At 72.6% G+C, this 18002-nt stretch carries 16 protein-coding genes; 13 read left to right on the top strand and 3 right to left on the bottom strand.

The features are described from left to right. The first annotated feature begins 129 nt into the window (after window positions 1-129). Window positions 130-1272: a glycosyltransferase family 4 protein gene (locus BLT82_RS08930; RefSeq protein ID WP_093653321.1), complete on the top strand. Its 1143-nt coding sequence runs from the start codon at window positions 130-132 to the stop codon at window positions 1270-1272. A 266-nt stretch (window positions 1273-1538) separates the two neighbouring features. Next, on the top strand, window positions 1539-3179 hold the full coding sequence (locus BLT82_RS08925; protein ID WP_455431871.1) for a GMC oxidoreductase: 1641 nt from the start codon (window positions 1539-1541) through the stop codon (window positions 3177-3179). Here the strand turns inward: BLT82_RS08925 and BLT82_RS08920 are convergent. After that, entirely contained in the window at window positions 3167-4963 is a 1797-nt protein-coding gene (locus BLT82_RS08920) for an AMP-dependent synthetase/ligase (protein WP_093653319.1), read from the bottom strand. The genes BLT82_RS08925 and BLT82_RS08920 overlap by 13 nt on opposite strands. Window positions 4964-5201: 238 nt before the next feature. On the opposite strand from BLT82_RS08920, the gene BLT82_RS08915 reads away from it, so the two are divergent. The 6 genes from BLT82_RS08915 (at window position 5202) to BLT82_RS08890 (ending at window position 10271) form a co-directional block, all read left to right on the top strand. After that, entirely contained in the window at window positions 5202-5963 is a 762-nt protein-coding gene (locus BLT82_RS08915; protein ID WP_208867794.1) for a metallophosphoesterase family protein, read from the top strand. A 65-nt stretch (window positions 5964-6028) separates the two neighbouring features. Continuing rightward, window positions 6029-6478, top strand: coding sequence for an SRPBCC family protein (locus BLT82_RS08910; RefSeq protein WP_093653318.1), 450 nt, complete (start codon window positions 6029-6031; stop codon window positions 6476-6478). 12 nt (window positions 6479-6490) lie between these two features. Continuing rightward, window positions 6491-7696 carry an ArsA family ATPase gene (locus BLT82_RS08905; RefSeq protein ID WP_093653317.1) on the top strand — a complete coding sequence of 402 codons (1206 nt, stop codon included), beginning with the start codon at window positions 6491-6493 and terminating at the stop codon, window positions 7694-7696. A gap of 58 nt (window positions 7697-7754) precedes the next feature. Then, window positions 7755-8210, top strand: a complete 456-nt coding sequence (locus BLT82_RS08900; RefSeq protein ID WP_093653316.1) for a DUF5304 domain-containing protein — start codon at window positions 7755-7757, stop codon at window positions 8208-8210. Window positions 8211-8270: 60 nt separating this feature from the next. Further along, a complete protein-coding gene (locus BLT82_RS08895; protein WP_093653315.1) occupies window positions 8271-9212 on the top strand; it encodes an ROK family glucokinase in 942 nt (313 codons plus the stop codon). A gap of 255 nt (window positions 9213-9467) precedes the next feature. Next, window positions 9468-10271, top strand: coding sequence for an endonuclease/exonuclease/phosphatase family protein (locus BLT82_RS08890; RefSeq protein ID WP_093653314.1), 804 nt, complete (start codon window positions 9468-9470; stop codon window positions 10269-10271). Window positions 10272-10545: 274 nt separating this feature from the next. On the opposite strand, the gene BLT82_RS08885 is transcribed toward BLT82_RS08890, so the two are convergent. Then, window positions 10546-11166: a hypothetical protein gene (locus BLT82_RS08885; protein WP_093653313.1), complete on the bottom strand. Its 621-nt coding sequence runs from the start codon at window positions 11164-11166 to the stop codon at window positions 10546-10548. Then, on the bottom strand, window positions 11159-11938 hold the full coding sequence (locus BLT82_RS08880) for an alpha/beta hydrolase (protein ID WP_093653312.1): 780 nt from the start codon (window positions 11936-11938) through the stop codon (window positions 11159-11161). Before BLT82_RS08880 ends, BLT82_RS08885 begins: the two co-directional genes overlap by 8 nt. A gap of 188 nt (window positions 11939-12126) precedes the next feature. On the opposite strand from BLT82_RS08880, the gene BLT82_RS08875 reads away from it, so the two are divergent. From BLT82_RS08875 to BLT82_RS08855, 5 genes are all read left to right on the top strand, one after another. Further along, on the top strand, window positions 12127-12879 hold the full coding sequence (locus BLT82_RS08875) for a lysophospholipid acyltransferase family protein (RefSeq protein ID WP_093653311.1): 753 nt from the start codon (window positions 12127-12129) through the stop codon (window positions 12877-12879). 38 nt (window positions 12880-12917) lie between these two features. After that, window positions 12918-14141, top strand: a complete 1224-nt coding sequence (gene macS, locus BLT82_RS08870) for a MacS family sensor histidine kinase (protein ID WP_093653310.1) — start codon at window positions 12918-12920, stop codon at window positions 14139-14141. Next, a complete protein-coding gene (locus BLT82_RS08865; protein ID WP_093653309.1) occupies window positions 14138-14827 on the top strand; it encodes a response regulator in 690 nt (229 codons plus the stop codon). The genes macS and BLT82_RS08865 overlap by 4 nt, the downstream gene beginning before the upstream one ends. A gap of 178 nt (window positions 14828-15005) precedes the next feature. Then, complete coding sequence (locus BLT82_RS08860; RefSeq protein WP_093653308.1) at window positions 15006-16034, top strand: 6-phosphofructokinase; 1029 nt, start codon at window positions 15006-15008, stop codon at window positions 16032-16034. Window positions 16035-16398: 364 nt separating this feature from the next. Further along, on the top strand, window positions 16399-18000 hold the full coding sequence (locus BLT82_RS08855) for an NlpC/P60 family protein (RefSeq protein ID WP_093653307.1): 1602 nt from the start codon (window positions 16399-16401) through the stop codon (window positions 17998-18000). Window positions 18001-18002: the final 2 nt, after the last annotated feature.

Genomic DNA, 18002 nt, shown 5'->3' with positions numbered 1-18002 from the left:
CCCGTGCCGTTCGATCGGTCCCGTGCCCTGCGCGCTGCCCCGGCTGCCATCCCGGCCCGGCTGCCATGATGCCGGTCACGCCGGTCCGCCCGCGATGAGGCGTGGCCGCCGTTGGTACTGTCGGCGGCGATGGACAAGACCCTGATCGTGACCAACGACTTCCCGCCGCGTCCCGGCGGCATCCAGGCATTCCTCCACAACATGGCGCTGCGCCTGGACCCCGAACATATCGTCGTCTACGCCTCGACCTGGAAGCGCGGTCGCGAGGGCGCCGAAGCGACGGCCGCGTTCGACGCCGAGCAGCCGTTCACGGTGGTCCGCGATCGCACGACGATGCTGCTGCCCACCCCGCGCGTCACCCGCCGCGCGGTGGGGCTGCTGCGGGAGCACGGGTGCACGTCGGTGTGGTTCGGGGCCGCCGCCCCGCTCGGGCTGATGGCGCCCGCGCTGCGCAGGGCCGGTGCGCGGCGTCTCGTGGCCACGACGCACGGCCACGAGGCGGGTTGGGCCCAGTTGCCCGGATCCCGGCAGCTGCTGCGCCGGATCGGCGAGGGCACGGACACGATCACCTACCTCGGCGAGTACACGCGCTCGCGGATCGCCGCGGCGCTGACGCCCGAGGCGGCCGGACGGATGGTGCAACTGCCGCCGGGCGTCGACGAGAAGACCTTCCACCCGGGTTCGGGGGGCGAGGCCGTACGCGAACGGCTCGGCCTCACCGACCGCCCGGTGGTCGTCTGCGTCTCCCGGCTGGTGCCGCGCAAGGGCCAGGACACCCTGATCCGGGCCATGCCCGCGATCCTCGCGAAGGTGCCCGACGCGGTGCTGCTGATCGTCGGTGGCGGGCCCTACGAGCAGGACCTGCGGAAACTCGCCGAGACCACGGGCGTGGCGGCCTCGGTCCGCTTCACCGGACCGGTCCCGTGGGAGGAACTGCCCGCGCACCACGGTGCCGGCGACGTCTTCGCCATGCCGTGCCGCACACGGCGCGGCGGGCTGGACGTCGAGGGCCTCGGCATCGTCTACCTGGAGGCGTCGGCGACGGGCCTGCCGGTCGTCGCGGGCGACTCGGGCGGTGCGCCCGACGCGGTGCTCGACGGCGAGACGGGCTGGGTCGTCCGCGGCGGCTCCCCGGAGGAGTGCGCGGACCGCGTCGTCACTCTCCTCCAGGACCCCGGCCTGCGCCGCCGCATGGGCGAGCGGGGCCGCGATTGGGTCGAGGAACGCTGGCGCTGGGACCTTCTGGCGGACCGCCTGAGGGCTCTGCTCTGACCCGGGTGATCCGGACGGACGCCGCTCGTGCGACCGGGGGGCGTGCGGCGCGGCCCGGACCGGGTGCCAGGGGGCGCGGCGGGCGGTGGCGTCGGCGGGACGGGCGCGCCGCCCGCGTAGCCGCCCCCGCGCGCACACACGCCCCGCCGGGCCCGCACGGTCCCGGCCACGGCCGCCCGCGCGGCGCGAATCGCGCTCTTGCGCCCCGCGAAGAAGCTCCGCGCAGCGGATAGGCGGAAGCGGAAAATCCGCACATGCTGCGCAACATGACACCGAATCTGACGCGCCGTCACCTCCTTGGTCTCGGCGCCCTCCAGACCGCAGCCGCGCTCGGCCTCACCCGTATCGGCCCCGCGGGCCCGGCCCACGCGGCGACCGCCTCGGCGTCCCGCCGGACCGGATCCGCCGACCACACGCCCGCCCTCGTCATCGGCTCCGGCTACGGAGCCGCCGTCACCGCCCTTCGCCTCGGCGAGGCCGGAATCCCCACCCTCGTCCTGGAGATGGGCCGGCTCTGGGACACCCCGGGCCCCGACGGGAAGCTCTTCTGCACCACCGGCTCCCCGGACCACCGCTCGATGTGGTTCCGTACGCGCACCGAGGCCCCGCTCGCCCAGTTCCTCTGGCTGGACGTCGTCAACAAGGACATCAGCCCCTACCCCGGCGTCCTCGACCGCGTGCGCTTCGACAGCATGTCGGTGTACGTGGGCCGCGGCGTGGGCGGTGGATCTCTGGTGAACGGCGGGATGGCGGTCGTCCCCCAGCGCGCGTACTTCTCCGAGATGCTGCCGAACGTCGACGCCGCCGCCATGTACGACCGGTACTTCCCGCTCGCCCGGCGGATGCTGGGCGTCAACACCGTGGACCCGGTGTGGTTCGAGTCCACCGAGTGGTACCGCTTCTCGCGGGTCTCCCGGAAGCACGCCGCCAACGCCGGTCTGAGGACCGTCTTCGTCCCCAACGTCTACGACTTCGGGTACATGCAGCGCGAGGCCGCCGGCCAGGCCGTCCGGTCCGCGCTCGCCGGAGAGGTCATCTACGGCAACAACCACGGCAAACGCAGCCTCGACAGGACCTATCTCGCCGCCGCGCTGGGCACCGGCAACGTCACCGTCGAGACGTTGCACCGGGCCCGTGCGGTGCGAAGACAGCCGGACGGCACGTACGTCGTCACCGCCGACCGCATCGACACGACCGGCAAGGTCGTCGCCACCCGCGACATCGGCTGCACCCGGCTGTTCCTGGGTGCCGGCAGCCTCGGCTCCACCGAACTCCTGCTGCGCGCCCGGGATTCGGGCGCGCTGCCGGACCTCAGCGAGCACCTCGGCACCGGATGGGGCACCAACGGCAACGTCATGACGGCCCGGGCCAACCACATCTGGGACACCGTCGGCGCAAACCAGGCGACCATGCCGGTGATGGGCATCGACGACTGGTCCAACGCCGCCAACCCCGTGTTCGCCGAGATCGCCCCGCTGCCGATGGGCTTCGAGCACTGGATCAGCCTGTACCTGGCGATCACCAGGAACCCGGAGCGCGGCACGCTCTACTACGACGCCGCCACCGACGCGGCAAGGCTCAGGTGGACCCCGGCGCAGAGCAGGGTCTCCGTCGACGCCGCCAGGAAGCTGTTCGACCGCATCAACCTCAGGAACGCCACGATCTACCGCTACGACCTGTTCGGCGGCAACAAGACCTTCGCCGACGACTTCACCTACCACCCGCTCGGCGGGTGCGTGCTCGGCCGGGCCACCGACGACCACGGCCGGGTCCGTGGCGCCCCCGGGGTGTACGTCACCGACGGAGCCCTCGTGCCGGGCTCCATCGGTGTCAATCCGTTCCTCACGATCACCGCGCTCGCCGAGCGCAACATCGAGCGGGTCCTCGCCGAGGACTACGCCCGGTAGATCGCCTCGATCTCGTCCGCGAAGTCCTTGGCCACCACGTTGCGCTTCAGCTTCAGCGACGGCGTGATGTGGCCGGCCTCCTCAGTGAACTGGGAGCTGAGAACCCTGAATTTCCGCACCGATTCAGCCTTGGAAACCGCGGCGTTGCCCTCGTCCACCGCCCGCTGGATCTCCGCCAGCAGTTCCGCGTCCTCGCGCAGCGACGCCGCCGTCGAACCGGCCGGCTTGCCGTTGTCGGAGACCCAGCGGGCCAGGAACTCCTCGTCGATCGTGACCAGCGCGCCCACGAACGGCCGCCCGTCGCCCACGACCATGCACTCCGCGACCAGCGCGTGCGCGCGGATGCGGTCCTCGATGACCGCCGGTGCGACGTTCTTGCCGCCCGCCGTCACCAGGATCTCCTTCTTGCGGCCCGTGATCGCGAGGTAGCCGTCCTCGTCGAGCGTGCCGATGTCACCGGTGTGGAACCAGCCGTCGGCCAGCGCCTCAGCCGTCGCCGCCTCGTTGTTCCAGTAGCCGGTGAAGATGTGCTCGCCGTGCAGCAGCACCTCGCCGTCGTCGGCGATCCGCACCACCGACCCCGGCAGCGGCTGCCCGACCGTACCGATCTTCTGCCGGTCCCACGGGTTGAACGCCGTGGCCGCGCAGGTCTCCGTGAGGCCGTAGCCCTCCAGCACCGTGAAGCCGATGCCGCGGAAGAAGTGGCCGAGCCGCTCGCCCAGCGGGGCACCGCCCGAGACCGCGAACTCGCCGCGCCCGCCCAGCACCGCGCGCAGCTTGCTGTAGACGAGCTTGTCGAACACCTTGTGCTTGAGCTTCAGCCCCAGCGGCGTGCCCTGCGGGGTGCCGATCGCACGGCTGTACTCGATCGCCGTCGTGGCGGCCTTGTCGAAGATCTTGCCCTTGCCGTCCGCCTGCGCCTTGGCCCGAGCCGAGTTGTAGACCTTCTCGAAGACGCGCGGGACGCCGAGGATCAGCGTCGGACGGAACGAGGCGAGCTCGTCGGTGAGGTTCTTGATGTCCGGTACGCAGCCGAGTTTGATCGGCGCCATCACCGACGCGACCTCGACCATGCGCCCGAAGACGTGCGCGGCGGGCAGGAAGAGCAGGACCGAGCTGTCACCGGTGCGGAACAGCGGCTTCAGCCGCTCGACCAGGTTGCCGCACTCCGCGAAGAACGCGCGGTGCGTGAGCACACAGCCCTTGGGGCGGCCCGTGGTGCCCGAGGTGTAGACGATGGTCGCCGGGTCGTCGGCCTTGGCGAACGCGCTGCGCTCGTCGACCGTCTCGTCGGGGATCTCCGACCCGGCCTCGGTGAGCTGCGCGACCGCGCCGCCCTCGATCTGCCACACGTGCCGCAGCGCCGGCAGGGTGACGCGCACGGACTCGACGGCCGAGGCGTGTGCCTCGCTCTCGACGATCACGGCGACGGCGCCGGAGTCACCGAGGATCCACTGCACCTGCTCGGGCGAGCTGGTCTCGTACACCGGGACGGTCACACCGCCGGCGCTCCAGATCGCGAAGTCGAGCTGTACCCACTCGTAGCGGGTCCGCGACATCAGGGCCACCCGGTCCCCGGGCTGCACGCCCGCGGCGATCAGGCCCTTCGCGGCGGCCCGCACCTCGGCGAGGAACTGTGTGGCGGTGACGTCGGTCCAGGTCCCGGCAACCTTTCTGCCCATGACCGCGACCTCGGGATGCTGCGTCGCATTGCGGCGGATGAGATCCGTCAGATTGCCGTCCGTCGGGACCTCGTACAGGGCCGGAAGGCTGAACTCACGCAAGACTGCTGCTCCTCATCGGGCGCCGGCGCCACGGCTCTGTGTGAACGCACCGGGGACTGCCCGGACGTTACCCATCAGTACTCAGTTCCGGATAGGGGGTCCCGGCCAGATGTTCCCTGCGTCACACCTGTGTGCCGCACCATCCCGAACACTATTCCACCTGTCGGACGACTTGGAAGTAACCGCAGGTCCGGTGCCTCTCTACGAGGAATCGGGCGACCGCTCTAGGGTGATCGGCATGCGAGTTCATGTGGTAAGTGACGTGCACGGCAACGCGACGGATCTGGCCAGGGCCGGAAACGGGGCCGACGCTCTGATCTGCCTCGGGGACCTCGTGCTCTTCCTCGACTACGCCGACCACTCGCGCGGCATCTTCCCCGATCTCTTCGGGGTCGAGAACGCCGACCGGATCGTCGAGCTGCGCACGGCCAGGCGCTTCGAGGAGGCCCGCGCGTTCGGCCGCAGCCTCTGGGCGGGCCTCGACCGGGACGCCGCGATCCTCGGCGCGGTGCGCAAGCAGTACAGCGAACTGTTCGCCGCGTTCCCCACTCCGACGTACGCCACCTACGGCAACGTCGACGTGCCGGCCCTGTGGCCGGAGTACGCGCGCCCGGGCACCACCGTCCTCGACGGTGAGCGGATCGAACTGGGCGGGCTCGTCTTCGGCTTCGTCGGCGGCGGTCTGCGGTCCCCGATGCGCACCCCGTTCGAGATCTCCGACGAGGAGTACGCGGCCAAGGTCGAGGCGCTCGGCGAGGTCGACGTCCTGTGCTCGCACATCCCGCCGGAGGTGCCGGAGCTCACCTACGACACGGTCGCCCGCCGCTTCGAGCGCGGCAGCGCCGCCCTGCTCGACGCCATCCGCCGGACCCGGCCCCGGTACTCCCTCTTCGGGCACGTGCACCAGCCGCTGGCACGGCGCATGCGGATCGGCGCCACCGAGTGCGTGAACGTCGGGCACTTCGCGGCGACGGGGCGGCCGTGGGCCCTGGAATGGTGACCGGCCGCGGCGCGATAGATTGCACACCGCAACCCCGTCCGGCGTTCACTGGAGGAGCCACGGCGATGGCGGAACACACCAGCTCTAGCATCACCATCGACGCGACACCGGCCGATGTCATGGGGGTGATCTCCGACTTCGCGCGCTACCCGGAGTGGACCGGCGAGGTGAAGGAGACCGAGGTCCTGGAGAAGGACGACCAGGGCCGTGCACTGCAGGTCCGGCTGGTGCTCGACGCCGGCGCGATCAAGGACGACCACGTCCTCGCCTACACCTGGACCGGGGACGACAAGGTCTCCTGGACGCTGGTCAAGTCCCAGATGCTGCGCGCGCTGGACGGCTCCTACGCGCTGAAGCCGGTCGCCGGCGGCGAACGGACCGAGGTCACGTACCAGCTGACCGTCGACGTCAAGATCCCCATGCTCGGGATGATCAAGCGCAAGGCGGAGAAGGTCATCATCGACCGAGCCCTGGCCGGTCTGAAGAAGCGCGTCGAGTCCGGTCCGAAGGCCTGAAGCCGCCCCTCCATGCGCACCGTTTTCGTCACCGGCACCGGCGGGGCCGGCCGGAGCACCGTCGCCGCCGCCCTCGCCCTTGCCGGGGTGCGCAGGGGCGAACGGGTCATGCTGCTGTCCGACGAGCCGTCCGACGCGCTCCAGGGCACGGACTCCGGGGCCGTCGGGACCGACGGACCGGGCCCGGCGGGCTCGGAGACCCGTGCACCCGGCCCCACCGTCGCCCGCGTCGACTCGGGCGCCGACTTCCGCCACGAGTTCCTCACCTTCCAGGAGCGGGCCGGGGCCGTACTCGACCTGCTCGGCGCCGCACCCCTCGAGGACGGTGAGCTGACGGAGCTCCCGGGCAGCGAGCAGTTCGCGCTGCTGCGAGCCCTCAGGCACGCGGCCGTGAGCGGCCACCACCTCCTGGTCGTCGACCTCCCGCCCGTGCGTCAGGCCGTCGCCCTGCTCGCCCTGCCCGAGCAGCTGCGCCGCTACCTCCGCCGGCTGCTGCCCGCCGAGCGCCAGGCCGCCCGCTCGCTGCGCCCCGTCCTCGCCCAGCTCGCGGGCGTGCCGATGCCGGCGCAGTGGCTCTACGAGACGGCAGCCCGCTGGGACGAGGAGCTGGCCGTCGTCCAGGCACTGGTCGAGAGCCCCGACACCTCGGTCCGCCTCGTCGTCGAACCCGGCCCCGAGGCCGCCGACCGTGCTCTGCGCACCGCCCGGCTCGGCCTCGCCCTGCACGGGCCAGCCCCGGACATGGTGATCGCCAACCGGATCGTCCCGGCCGGCTCCGGCGACCCGTTCCTCGCGGCCCTCTCGGGCCGGCAGCAGAGCGCGCTCAAGGGCTGGCGCGAGGAGTTCGGCGCCGTACCTGTCCGCGAGGTGCCGCACACCGGGCGTGACCCCCGGCGGCCCGGCGAACTCGCCGACCTGCTCGACGGGCCCGCCGGCAGCACCCTCGAACCCGTCCCAAGAACCCCCTGGACGGTCGAGGACCGCCGGGCCGAGGACGGTGTCCTCGTCTGGCGGCTGCCGCTGCCGGGAGCCGTCAAGGACCGCCTGCAGCTGGTCCGCAGGGACGACGAACTCTTCCTGACCGTGGGCCCGTTCCGCCGCATCCTGCTCCTGCCGTCCGTGCTGCGCCGCTGCACCGTCAGCGGTGCCGCACTCCGGGACGGCGAGCTCCGCATCCGCTTCGAGCCCGACCCTGGGCTCTGGCCGCGCAGTCGCTGAACGGTCCCCTTCCGTTCGGGTACCGTCGACGTACGAGGCACTTTCCGAGGAGTACGCCATGAGCGATGCCACCGAACGTCCCGCCGTCGACGCCGACGCCTGGGCGACGGCGTGCGCCGAGGACCTGCAGGAGGAGCGGGCCCGCCGCAGGGAGCGGTACGGGCAGCAGACCACCGGCACGGCGGGCGAGGAGCTCCGCAAGCTGCTGGACGCGGTCGCCGAGAAGATGTCGTCGCTGCAGAACCCGCTGTTCGGCCTCGCCGGGCAGGGGGCCGTGCAGCAGCTGATCGGCCAGGCGAAGTCGGCCGTAGAGCCGGTCATCGAGCGCAATCCGCAGGTCTTCGACCATCTCGCGGCCGCGGGCAACGAGCTGCTGGCCGCGTACCGCTCCGCCGTGGAAGGCCACGAGCGACGCTGGACCCGGAACGAGCCGTCCGGAGGAGCGGACGGAACGGACCGCCAGGACCGGCGGGACGAGGGCCCCGGCCCGAGTGAGAAGATCGACCTGGACTGAGGCCGGGACTCCCTCCGGTACGGTTGCCTTAGCGGGGCTCGACCGAAAACTGAGGGACACATGGGACTCACCATCGGCGTCGACATCGGCGGCACCAAGATCGCGGCCGGCGTGGTCGACGAAGAGGGCACCATCCTTGAGACACACACGGTGCCCACTCCGCCGACCGCCGAGGGCATCGTGGATGCGATCTGCTCGGCCGTCACCGGAGCCGGTAAAGGGCACGACATCGAGGCAGTCGGCATCGGCGCCGCCGGCTACGTCGACGACAAGCGTGCCACCGTCCTCTTCGCACCGAACATCCAGTGGCGGCACGAGCCGCTGAAGGACAAGGTGGAGCAGCGCGTCGGCCTGCCGGTCGTCGTGGAGAACGACGCCAACGCCGCGGCCTGGGGCGAGTACCGCTTCGGCGCCGGCCAGGGCCACAACGACGTCATCTGCATCACGCTCGGCACGGGCCTCGGCGGCGGCATCATCATCGGCAACAAGCTGCGCCGCGGTCGCTTCGGCGTGGCCGCGGAGTTCGGCCACATCCGGGTCGTCCCCGACGGCCTGCTGTGCGGCTGCGGCAGCCAGGGCTGCTGGGAGCAGTACGCGTCCGGGCGCGCACTCGTCCGCTACGCGCGCCAGCGCGCGGCGGCGTCCCCCGAGAACGCGGCGATCCTGCTCGCCCTCGGCGACGGCACGCCCGAGGGCATCGAGGGCAGGCACGTCAGCGAGGCGGCGCGCCGGGGCGACAAGGTCGCCGTCGACTCCTTCCGCGAGCTGGCCCGCTGGGCCGGCGCGGGGCTGGCCGACCTGGCGTCGCTGTTCGACCCCTCGGCGTTCATCGTCGGCGGCGGTGTCTCGGACGAGGGCGAGCTGGTCCTCGACCCGATCCGGAAGTCCTTCCGGCGGTGGCTGATCGGCGGACAGTGGCGCCCGCACGCGCAGGTGCTCGCGGCCCAACTCGGCAACAAGGCGGGCCTCGTCGGCGCGGCGGACCTGGCACGCCAGGGCTGACGACCGCACCCTTCCGGCGCCTGCCGTCCCCTCCGGGGGCGGCAGGCGCCCGCTTGTCGTCCTGCGGCCGGAGCCCTTCGGACGGCAGGTGGCGACGTGGCGCGCGGCGTCCGGCGCCGGTGGCGCCGGGGTGAGCCGAACCGCCCGGCGTGGAGAGGCCGGAGCCCTTCGGGCGGTGAGCCCGCAGCGCTTGGCTCCGGCGCGCCCGGTGCGCGGGCCGGGGCAACGGGGCCGGAGCCCGTTATCTTGAGGCACATGGTGACGTCCGTGCCGCGTCCGCTGCCCAACTCCCGCACCGAGCCCGACGGTTCGGTCGTGATCCGGGTCCTCAGCTACAACATCCGCTCCATGCGGGACGACGAGGACGCCCTCGCGCGGGTCATCCGCGCCTGCCGGCCCGACCTCGTCTTCGTCCAGGAAGCGCCCCGCTTCTTCCGGTGGCGCAAGCACGCCGCCCGTCTCGCGGCCAAGAGCGAGCTGGTGATGCTGAGCGGCGGGGCGACCGCCGCGGGACCGCTGCTGCTGTGCTCACTGCGGGCGACCGTCGAGCGCACCGAGGACGTTCTGCTGCCGCGTACCCCGGGTCTGCACCGGCGCGGCTTCGCCACCGCCGTCGTCCGGGTCGGCGGAGCCCGGCTCGGGCTGCTCTGCTGCCATCTGAGCCTGCAGACCGACGAGCGCTATGCCCAGGCCGGAATGCTGCTCGACCGGCTCGCCGCGATGGACGTGCCGCACGCGATCGCCGCGGGGGACATCAACGAGCGGCCGGGCGGGCGGAGCTTCCGGCGCCTCGCCGCCGGCCTCCAGGACGCCTGGGCGGTCAGCCCCTGGGGCGGTGAGTACACCTCGACCCCGGTCGATCCGCACCAGCGGATCGACGCGGTCTTCGCGACCCCCGGCATCGAGGTCCTCGGCTGCGGCGTGCCCGTGGGGCTTCCCGGGGTCAGCGAGGCTGATCTGACGGCGGCCACGGACCACCTTCCGGTCCTGGCCGCCCTGCGCGTCCCCGCCGGTGCGGCCCCCGCGTCCCGGACGACGCCGGGGTCGCGCCGCTCGTGATCGACACACCCGGACCGCGCCCGGCGCTCAACCGCCGTCGCGCGCGATCCGCCCTGACGCCGCGACCCGTGGCGCCGGACCGCCGCGCCGCCTCCGTACACGCGGCTCCGTAGCGCCCCCGGCCCGGAAGCGCCCGGCCCCCTGCCCGGAGGTGCCCGTGCCGCCTGTCCGGAGGTGCCCGTGCCGCCTGTCCGGAAGTGCCCGGCCCCCCTGCCCGAGGGTGCCCGTGCCGCCTGTCCGGAGGTGCCGCCGGTCCCCGGTCCGGCACCAGGCCCTAGACGACCGCGCCGCGGCCCGGGTCTTCGTCGTCCTCGTCGTCCCCGTGCGACATCCGCGCCACCAGCGTGACGAAGCCGCCCAGGAAGCCGCCGATGCAGAGCGTGGTCAGCCACCACGTCATGTCCCAGCGGAGGATCACCGCGAGCAGCAGCAGCACGGGCCCGCCGATCACCGCCAGCCAGGCGAACTTCGCGGTCGTGTCGGCCTCCGGCAGCGGCGGGGGCTCCGGGGGCACGAAATGGCCCTCGTCGGACTCGTCCAGGTCGTCGTCGTCCGCCTCGGCGACCTCGTAGTCGCGCGGCCCGCCGCCCACTCCGGGCGCGAACACGACGGAGCTGCCCAGCGGCTTCCCCGGCCGCGGGCCCCCGTCCTCGTCGTCGCCCGTGCCGTCGTCCCCGCGGTCGCGGTCGCGGTCGCGGTCCTCGGCCTCGGACTCCGGCCCGTCGTTCCGGACGGCCTTCTCCAGGCCCGCGAGGTCCTCCACCGACTTGAACGGCTTCGCCCCCGGCGGATCCGCGGGCTCGTCCCCGTACCCGGCGACGATCGCCGCCCAGGCGGCCTCCTCGTCGATGGGCTGCGGCTCCCGGTCCCGGTCCGCGTCGTGCTGCTCAGCCACCGGTCGTGCTTCCCTTCTTGCCGACACTCGGAGCGAGGCGGCCGATGAACGCGTGGCTCTCCTCGAAAATCCGCTCCGCATCGTGGTCCAACGTCGCCACGTGGTAGCTCTGTTCCAGCAGCACCTCCCGGACGTCCGTCGACGACACCCGGCCGAGGATCCGGGCCGAGTCCGCGGGCGGCACCACATGGTCCTGCGGGCTGTGCAGCAGCAGCAGCGGCTGCGTGACCTGCGGCAGCTCGCCGTCGAGGAGCCGGAGGAAGTTCCGCAGCGAGTGCGCCGCGTGCAGCGGGACGCGGTCGTAGGCGACCTCGTCCATGCCCGCCTTCGCGATGTCGTTGGCCAGGCCCTTGGTCGTGCGGACGAGATGCCGGGCCACCGGCAGGGCGTGGGCCGCCGCACCGTGCACCTTGTTGGCCGGGTTCACCACCACGATGCCGCTGATCGCGTCGCCGTGCTTGGCGGCGAGCCGCAGGGCCAGCGCGCCGCCCATCGAGAGCCCGAAGACGAAGACCTGCTCGCACTCCTCACGCAGCGCCCGGAGCTCCCGGTCCACCTCCGCGTACCAGTCCTGCCAGCCGGTGACCGCCATGTCCTGCCAGCGGGTGCCGTGGCCGGGCAGCAGCGGCAGCGAGACGGTCAGTCCGCGCTCCGCGAGGTACTCCGCCCACGGGCGCAGCGACTGGGGGGAACCGGTGAAGCCGTGACAGAGAAGGACGCCGACCTCGCCACCCTCGTGGCGGTACGGCTCGGCTCCAGGAAGGACCGGCACCGGGGTCTCCTTTCAGGGCGGCCCGGGGGGCGTCCCCCCGGTGGGCAGACTCACCGTACGCGACGGGACCGACACCGACCAGGGCCGAGGCCGCCCGTCGCGGGACCACGGAGGCGAGCGCGGTACCGCCAGGGGTTAAGGTCTTTTCGACGGATACCAGGAAGGCACTCGAGTTGATCTACGGCGCAATGAAGTTCTCCATCGGCGGGGCACTGAAGCTCGCCTTCAGGCCTTGGGTGGAGGGCCTCGAGTACATTCCCGCCGAGGGGCCGGCGATCCTCGCGAGCAACCACCTGTCCTTCTCGGACTCCTTCTTCCTGCCCGCCGTCCTGGACCGCAAGGTCACGTTCATCGCCAAGGCCGAGTACTTCACCTCGCCGGGCGTGAAGGGCAAGCTCACCGCGGCCTTCTTCAAGGGTGTCGGCCAGTTGCCGGTGGACCGCTCCGGAGCGCGCGGCGCCGGCGAGGCGGCCATCAAGAGCGGCATGGACGTCATCGAGCGCGGTGAGCTCTTCGGCATCTACCCGGAGGGCACCCGCTCGCCGGACGGCCGGCTCTACCGCGGGAAGCCCGGCGGTCTGGCGCGGGTCGCGCTCGCCACCGGCGCGCCCGTCATCCCCGTCGCGATGATCGACACCGAGAAGATCCAGCCGCCCGGCAAGGTCGTCCCCAAGCTGATGAGCCCGGGGATCAGGATCGGCAAGCCGCTCGACTTCAGCCGGTACCACGGGATGGACCACGACCGCTTCATCCTGCGCTCGGTGACCGACGAGGTCATGTACGAGATCATGAAGCTTTCCGGCCAGGAGTACGTGGACATCTACGCCACGGCGGCCAAGCGGCAGATCGCGGAAGCGGAGAAGGCGGCGAGGGAGGCCGCCAAGGAGGCGGAGCGGGCCGCGAAGGAGGACGGCGGGTCGGAGCGGGGCGGCGACCGCTAGCGTCGCTCGTCGGGCAGGACGGTTTGGGGGATCGGGGCATGGCCGGGCGCGAGCGGGTCGTACGCATGTCGGTCGAGCTGCCGCTGTGGCGTGCGCTGACCGCGTACCGCGTGCTGACCATGGGCTACGCGGTCCTCCTCTTCGTCTTCGCCGGTGACAAGTACGAGCGCCCCTGGGTGGCCGTCGGGTTCCTGGCAGTGATGGCCGGCTGGACGCTGGCGACGCTGCCCAGGGTGGCGAACGCGGCCGCCTGCACCAAGCGCTTCCTCGGCGCCGACCTCGCCGTCGCGCTCACCGGCATCCTGCTCACCCCCCTCGCCGACGCGCAGGCGCAGCAGATCGACGGCCCGACCCTGCCGTCGATCTGGACGGCGGGCTCGGTGCTCGCCTTCGCGATCAAGGGAGGCTGGCGCTGGGCGGGCTTCGCGTCCTCCCTGGTGGCGGTGGCCAACATCATCGAGCGCGGCGAGCCGAGCCGGGACACCTTCCACAACGTGCTGCTGGTGTGGGTCGCGTCCATCGCGATCGGGTACGTCGTCGAGGTCGCCCGCGCCTCCGAGCGCACCCTGGCCCGTGCCCTGGAGATCGAGGCCGCGACCCGCGAACGGGAGCGGCTGGCCCGCGACATCCACGACGGCGTGCTGCAGGTGCTGGCCATGGTGCAGCGCCGTGGCACGGCGATCGGGGGCGAGGCGGCGGAGCTCGGCCGGATGGCGGGCGAGCAGGAGGTCGCCCTGCGCACCCTGGTCGCAGGCGGGCTCGTTCCCGCGTCCCGGGTGTCGGAGGACGAGACCCAGGGCGCGGTCGTCAGGGTCGTGGACGAGCCGGACGGCGAGAGTGCCGGCGGCGAACGTCCCGTGGACCTCCGCACCCTGCTGGCGCCGCGGGCCGGGAGCCGGGTCACCCTGTCCGAGCCGGGCGCCCCGGTGCTGCTCCCGGCACTCGCGGCGAAGGAGCTCGCGGCCGCTGTCGGTGCCGCCCTGGACAATGTCCGCAGGCACGCCGGTGCGGACGCGCGGGCGTGGATCCTGGTCGAGGACTGGCCGGACGAGGTGATCGTGACCGTCCGGGACGACGGACCGGGCATCCCGGAAGGACGGCTCGCCCAGGCCGAGGGCGAGGGGCGGCTCGGTGTCGCGCTCTCGATCCGCGGCCGGCTGCGGGACATCGGCGGCAGCGCCGAGCTGATCTCGGTGCCGGGGCAGGGTACGGAAGTCGAGTTGAAGGTCCCGCGGGGGGCCCGGGGGAAGGCGGAACGATGACGGAGACGAGCGGGGCGGCGGAGCTGCCCGTCCGGGTCATGGTCGTGGACGACCACCCGATGTGGCGGGACGCGGTCGCCCGTGATCTCGCCGCGGCCGGCTACGAGGTCGTGGCGACCGCGGGCGACGGGCCGCAGGCGGTGCGCCGTGCCACGGCCGCGGGGCCGGACGTCCTCGTGCTCGACCTCAATCTGCCGGGTATGCCGGGCGTCCGGGTCTGCAAGGAGCTCGTGGGGGCGAACCCGGCCCTGCGGGTCCTGGTCCTGTCCGCCAGCGGCGAGCACGCCGACGTGCTGGAGGCGGTCAAGTCCGGGGCGACCGGCTATCTGCTGAAGTCGGCCAGCACGGAGGAGCTGATCGACGCCGTGCGGCGCACGGCCGTCGGCGATCCGGTGTTCACCCCCGGCCTGGCGGGCCTGGTGCTGGGGGAGTACCGGCGCCTGGCGACCGAGCCGGCGCCGGCCGCGGGACCCGACGAGCCGAAGGCGCCGCAGCTCACCGAGCGGGAGACCGAGGTGCTGCGGCTGGTCGCCAAGGGCCTCTCGTACAAGCAGATCGCGGAGCGGCTCGTCATCTCGCACCGCACCGTGCAGAACCACGTGCAGAACACCCTCGGCAAGCTCCAGTTGCACAACCGGGTGGAACTCGTGCGCTACGCGATCGAGCGCGGCCTCGACGACGCCTGACCCCGTCCGCCCTGCGGAGCCCGCCCGGCCTCGATACCCGATCCACTCGATGGAGTGAAGCTCGGGACGTCAACTGCCGTTCGCGTACCCGGAATTCACCTTTCGTACCATCCCGGAGTGACCTGGGTCACTACTAGCGTGGCTGACGAATATGGCCACGACGGCGAAGGGACCTTCCATGCGGGTCGGAGTACTGACCGGGGGCGGCGACTGCCCCGGCCTCAACGCGGTCATCCGCGGCATCGTCCGCAAGGGCGTGCAGGAGTACGGATACGAGTTCACCGGCTACCGGGACGGCTGGCGCGGGCCGCTGGAGGGCGACACCGTGCGGCTCGACATCCCGGCCGTGCGCGGCATCCTGCCGCGCGGGGGCACCGTTCTCGGTTCCTCGCGGACCAACCCCCTCAAGGCGGAGAACGGAATCCGCCGGATCAAGGAGAACCTCGCCAAGCACGAGGTGGAGGCGCTGATCGCGATCGGCGGCGAGGACACCCTCGGGGTCGCGGCGAGGCTCTCCGACGAGTACGGCGTCAAGTGCGTGGGCGTGCCGAAGACCATCGACAACGACCTGTCCGCCACGGACTACACCTTCGGTTTCGACACGGCCGTCGGCATCGCCACCGAGGCCATCGACCGGCTGCACACCACGGCCGAGTCCCACATGCGGGTCCTCGTGGTCGAGGTGATGGGGCGTCACGCGGGCTGGATCGCGCTGCACTCGGGGCTGGCGGGCGGGGCGAACGTCATCCTCATCCCGGAGCAGCGGTTCGACGTGGACCAGGTCTGCGCCTGGGTCACCTCCCGGTTCCGCGCCTCGTACGCGCCGATCGTCGTGGTCGCCGAGGGCGCGATGCCCAAGGACGGCGACATGGTCCTCAAGGACGGGACGCTGGACTCCTTCGGGCACGTCAGGCTCTCGGGCGTGGGCGAGTGGCTGGCCAAGGAGGTCGAGAAGCGCACCGGCAAGGAGGCCAGGACGACCGTCCTCGGCCATGTCCAGCGCGGCGGCACCCCGAGCGCCTTCGACCGCTGGCTGGCGACCCGCTTCGGCCTGCACGCCATCGAGGCGGTGCGCGACGGCGACTACGGCAAGATGGTCGCCCTTCGCGGCACGGACATCGTCCGCGTCCCGATCGCCGATGCGACGGCGAAGCTCAAGACGGTCGACCCGTCGCTCTACGAAGAGGTCGGCGTCTTCTTCGGCTGACGGCCGGACCGGCCGGGGCGGCGACCGGTACCGCCCCTGCCGGACCGCCGGACCGCTGGACCGGCGCTGACCATGGGTACGGCACGGCCCGGTCCGCCCGTCGACCGGCGGTCCCCTTGATCATCGTCCGTCCCGCGCGGGCTAGGGTGTGATCCGACTTTCCAAGGCCACCGGGGGGACCGTGTCACCTGTCAGTCGTCGTGCCGCGCTCGCAGCGGCCCTCACGGGCGCCGTCTCGGGAGTGCTTCCGTCACCGGCCCGCGCCTCGTCGCCGGCCTCTCCCGTGCCCCCGGCCGCACCCTCCGCGGTCGCGGCCGCCCCTGGCGCCCAGCCGTCCGCCACCGTGTGGGTGCACCGTCAGGACGTGAACGACGCGCGCTTCTTCCGCGCGGGGCTGGGCGGGCCGCTCACCGTGCGGAGGACCGGTACGGCCGGACCCGAGACCTACGAGGTCGCGGACGGGTTCGGCCCCCTCGCCACGCTCACCGCAGGGGCGCGTACGGTCACCGTGCGGGGGCTGACGCGCACCTTCACGGAACAGCAGAAGCCCTTCACCGACCGCTTCGACCGGGCCGTCACCGGCTGGGGCACCTCGCCCGGCGGCGGCAGATGGGCGACCCCCACCACCGGCAGGGCGGAGTTCCGCGTCGAGGGGGGAAGCGGCGCCGCCGTCCTGCTGGAGGACGGGTTCAGCCACGTCGCAACGCTCCCGGACAGCCTGGCGGACGTCGACGTGACCACCGTGCTCACCCTGGACCGGGCCCCGGCCGGTGACGCCGTCTCGGCCGCGGTCTGCTGCGCGTACACCGACGACGGGTACTACCGCGCCCGGCTGTCCTTCCTCACCACCGGCGAGGTCAGACTGACCCTCGAGCTGGAGAGGGCCGGCAACCCCGCGGCGGTGCTCGACGGCCCCGTCCAGGTGGGCTCGGGCTTCCGTCCCGGCGACCGCTGGCGCCTGCGCCTGGAGCGCACGGGGACCGCGCTGCGCTGCCGCGCCTGGCGCGACGGCGAGAACGAGCCCGCCACCTGGCAGGCCGCCGGGACGGACGGCACACTCGGCGCGGGCAGGACCGGCATCCGGGTCCTCGCCAACAAGGGCGGCACCGCCCTGCCGATGAAGGTGCTGGTCGGCGAGTTCACCGTCGCCGGCCGCCGGCCCGAACCCCCCGAGGTCACGCACGACCTGTGGGTGCGGCTGCTGGACGCGCCCTTCGACGGCACCCTGACCCCCGCCCTGGAACGGCGGCTCCGCGCCTGGGCGGGCGACACCTCCCCCGACGCCCTGGCCCACGCGGCCATGTTCCTGCCGCACGCGGCGGACGCGGTCGACCCCGTGCTGGGCACCCGCGTGCTCGGCGAGGCGGGGTACGGGCCCTTCGATGCGAAGACCGACGACGGTACCCGCGAGGTCGGCGCCGACTTCTGGGAGTACATGGGCCTGGACACCTGGACCTTCCCCAACGGCGAGGCACCGGCGCAGCCGGAGAACACGGGCCCGCAGAAGCGGTGGGCGGGCTTCCTCGACTGCTCCGGCTATGTGCGGATGGTGTACGGCCACCACATGGGCGTGCCCATGGTCAACCACCGGGACTTCGACGGCACCAACCTGCCTCGGGAGTCCGCCGACCAGGCGGCGAGGGGCCCGGGCGTCGTGGTCGCAGGCTTCACGGCCGACGGCGTCCCGGGACGGGTCCCGCCGCCGCTGGACGGACTGCTCGTGGGGGACCTGGTGTACTTCGACGCCTACGGGAGCGCCGACGACGATGACGGCGAGGGCGACGACCGCGGGACCATCGACCACGTCGGCATCCACCTGGGCCGGGACCAGCACGGCAGGCGCCGGTTCGCGTCCAGCCGCAAGACTCCCGACGGGCCGACGATGGCGGACCTCGGTGCGCTGTCCGTCCTGGACGCCGGGACCGAGTTGTACAGCAGAAGCCTGCGCGTCATCCGCCGCTTCTGAGC

It is taken from the genome of Streptomyces wuyuanensis, assembly GCF_900103455.1.
GTDB classification, from domain to species: Bacteria; Actinomycetota; Actinomycetes; order Streptomycetales; family Streptomycetaceae; genus Streptomyces; species Streptomyces wuyuanensis.
This window is presented reverse-complemented; position numbering and strand designations above follow the sequence as displayed.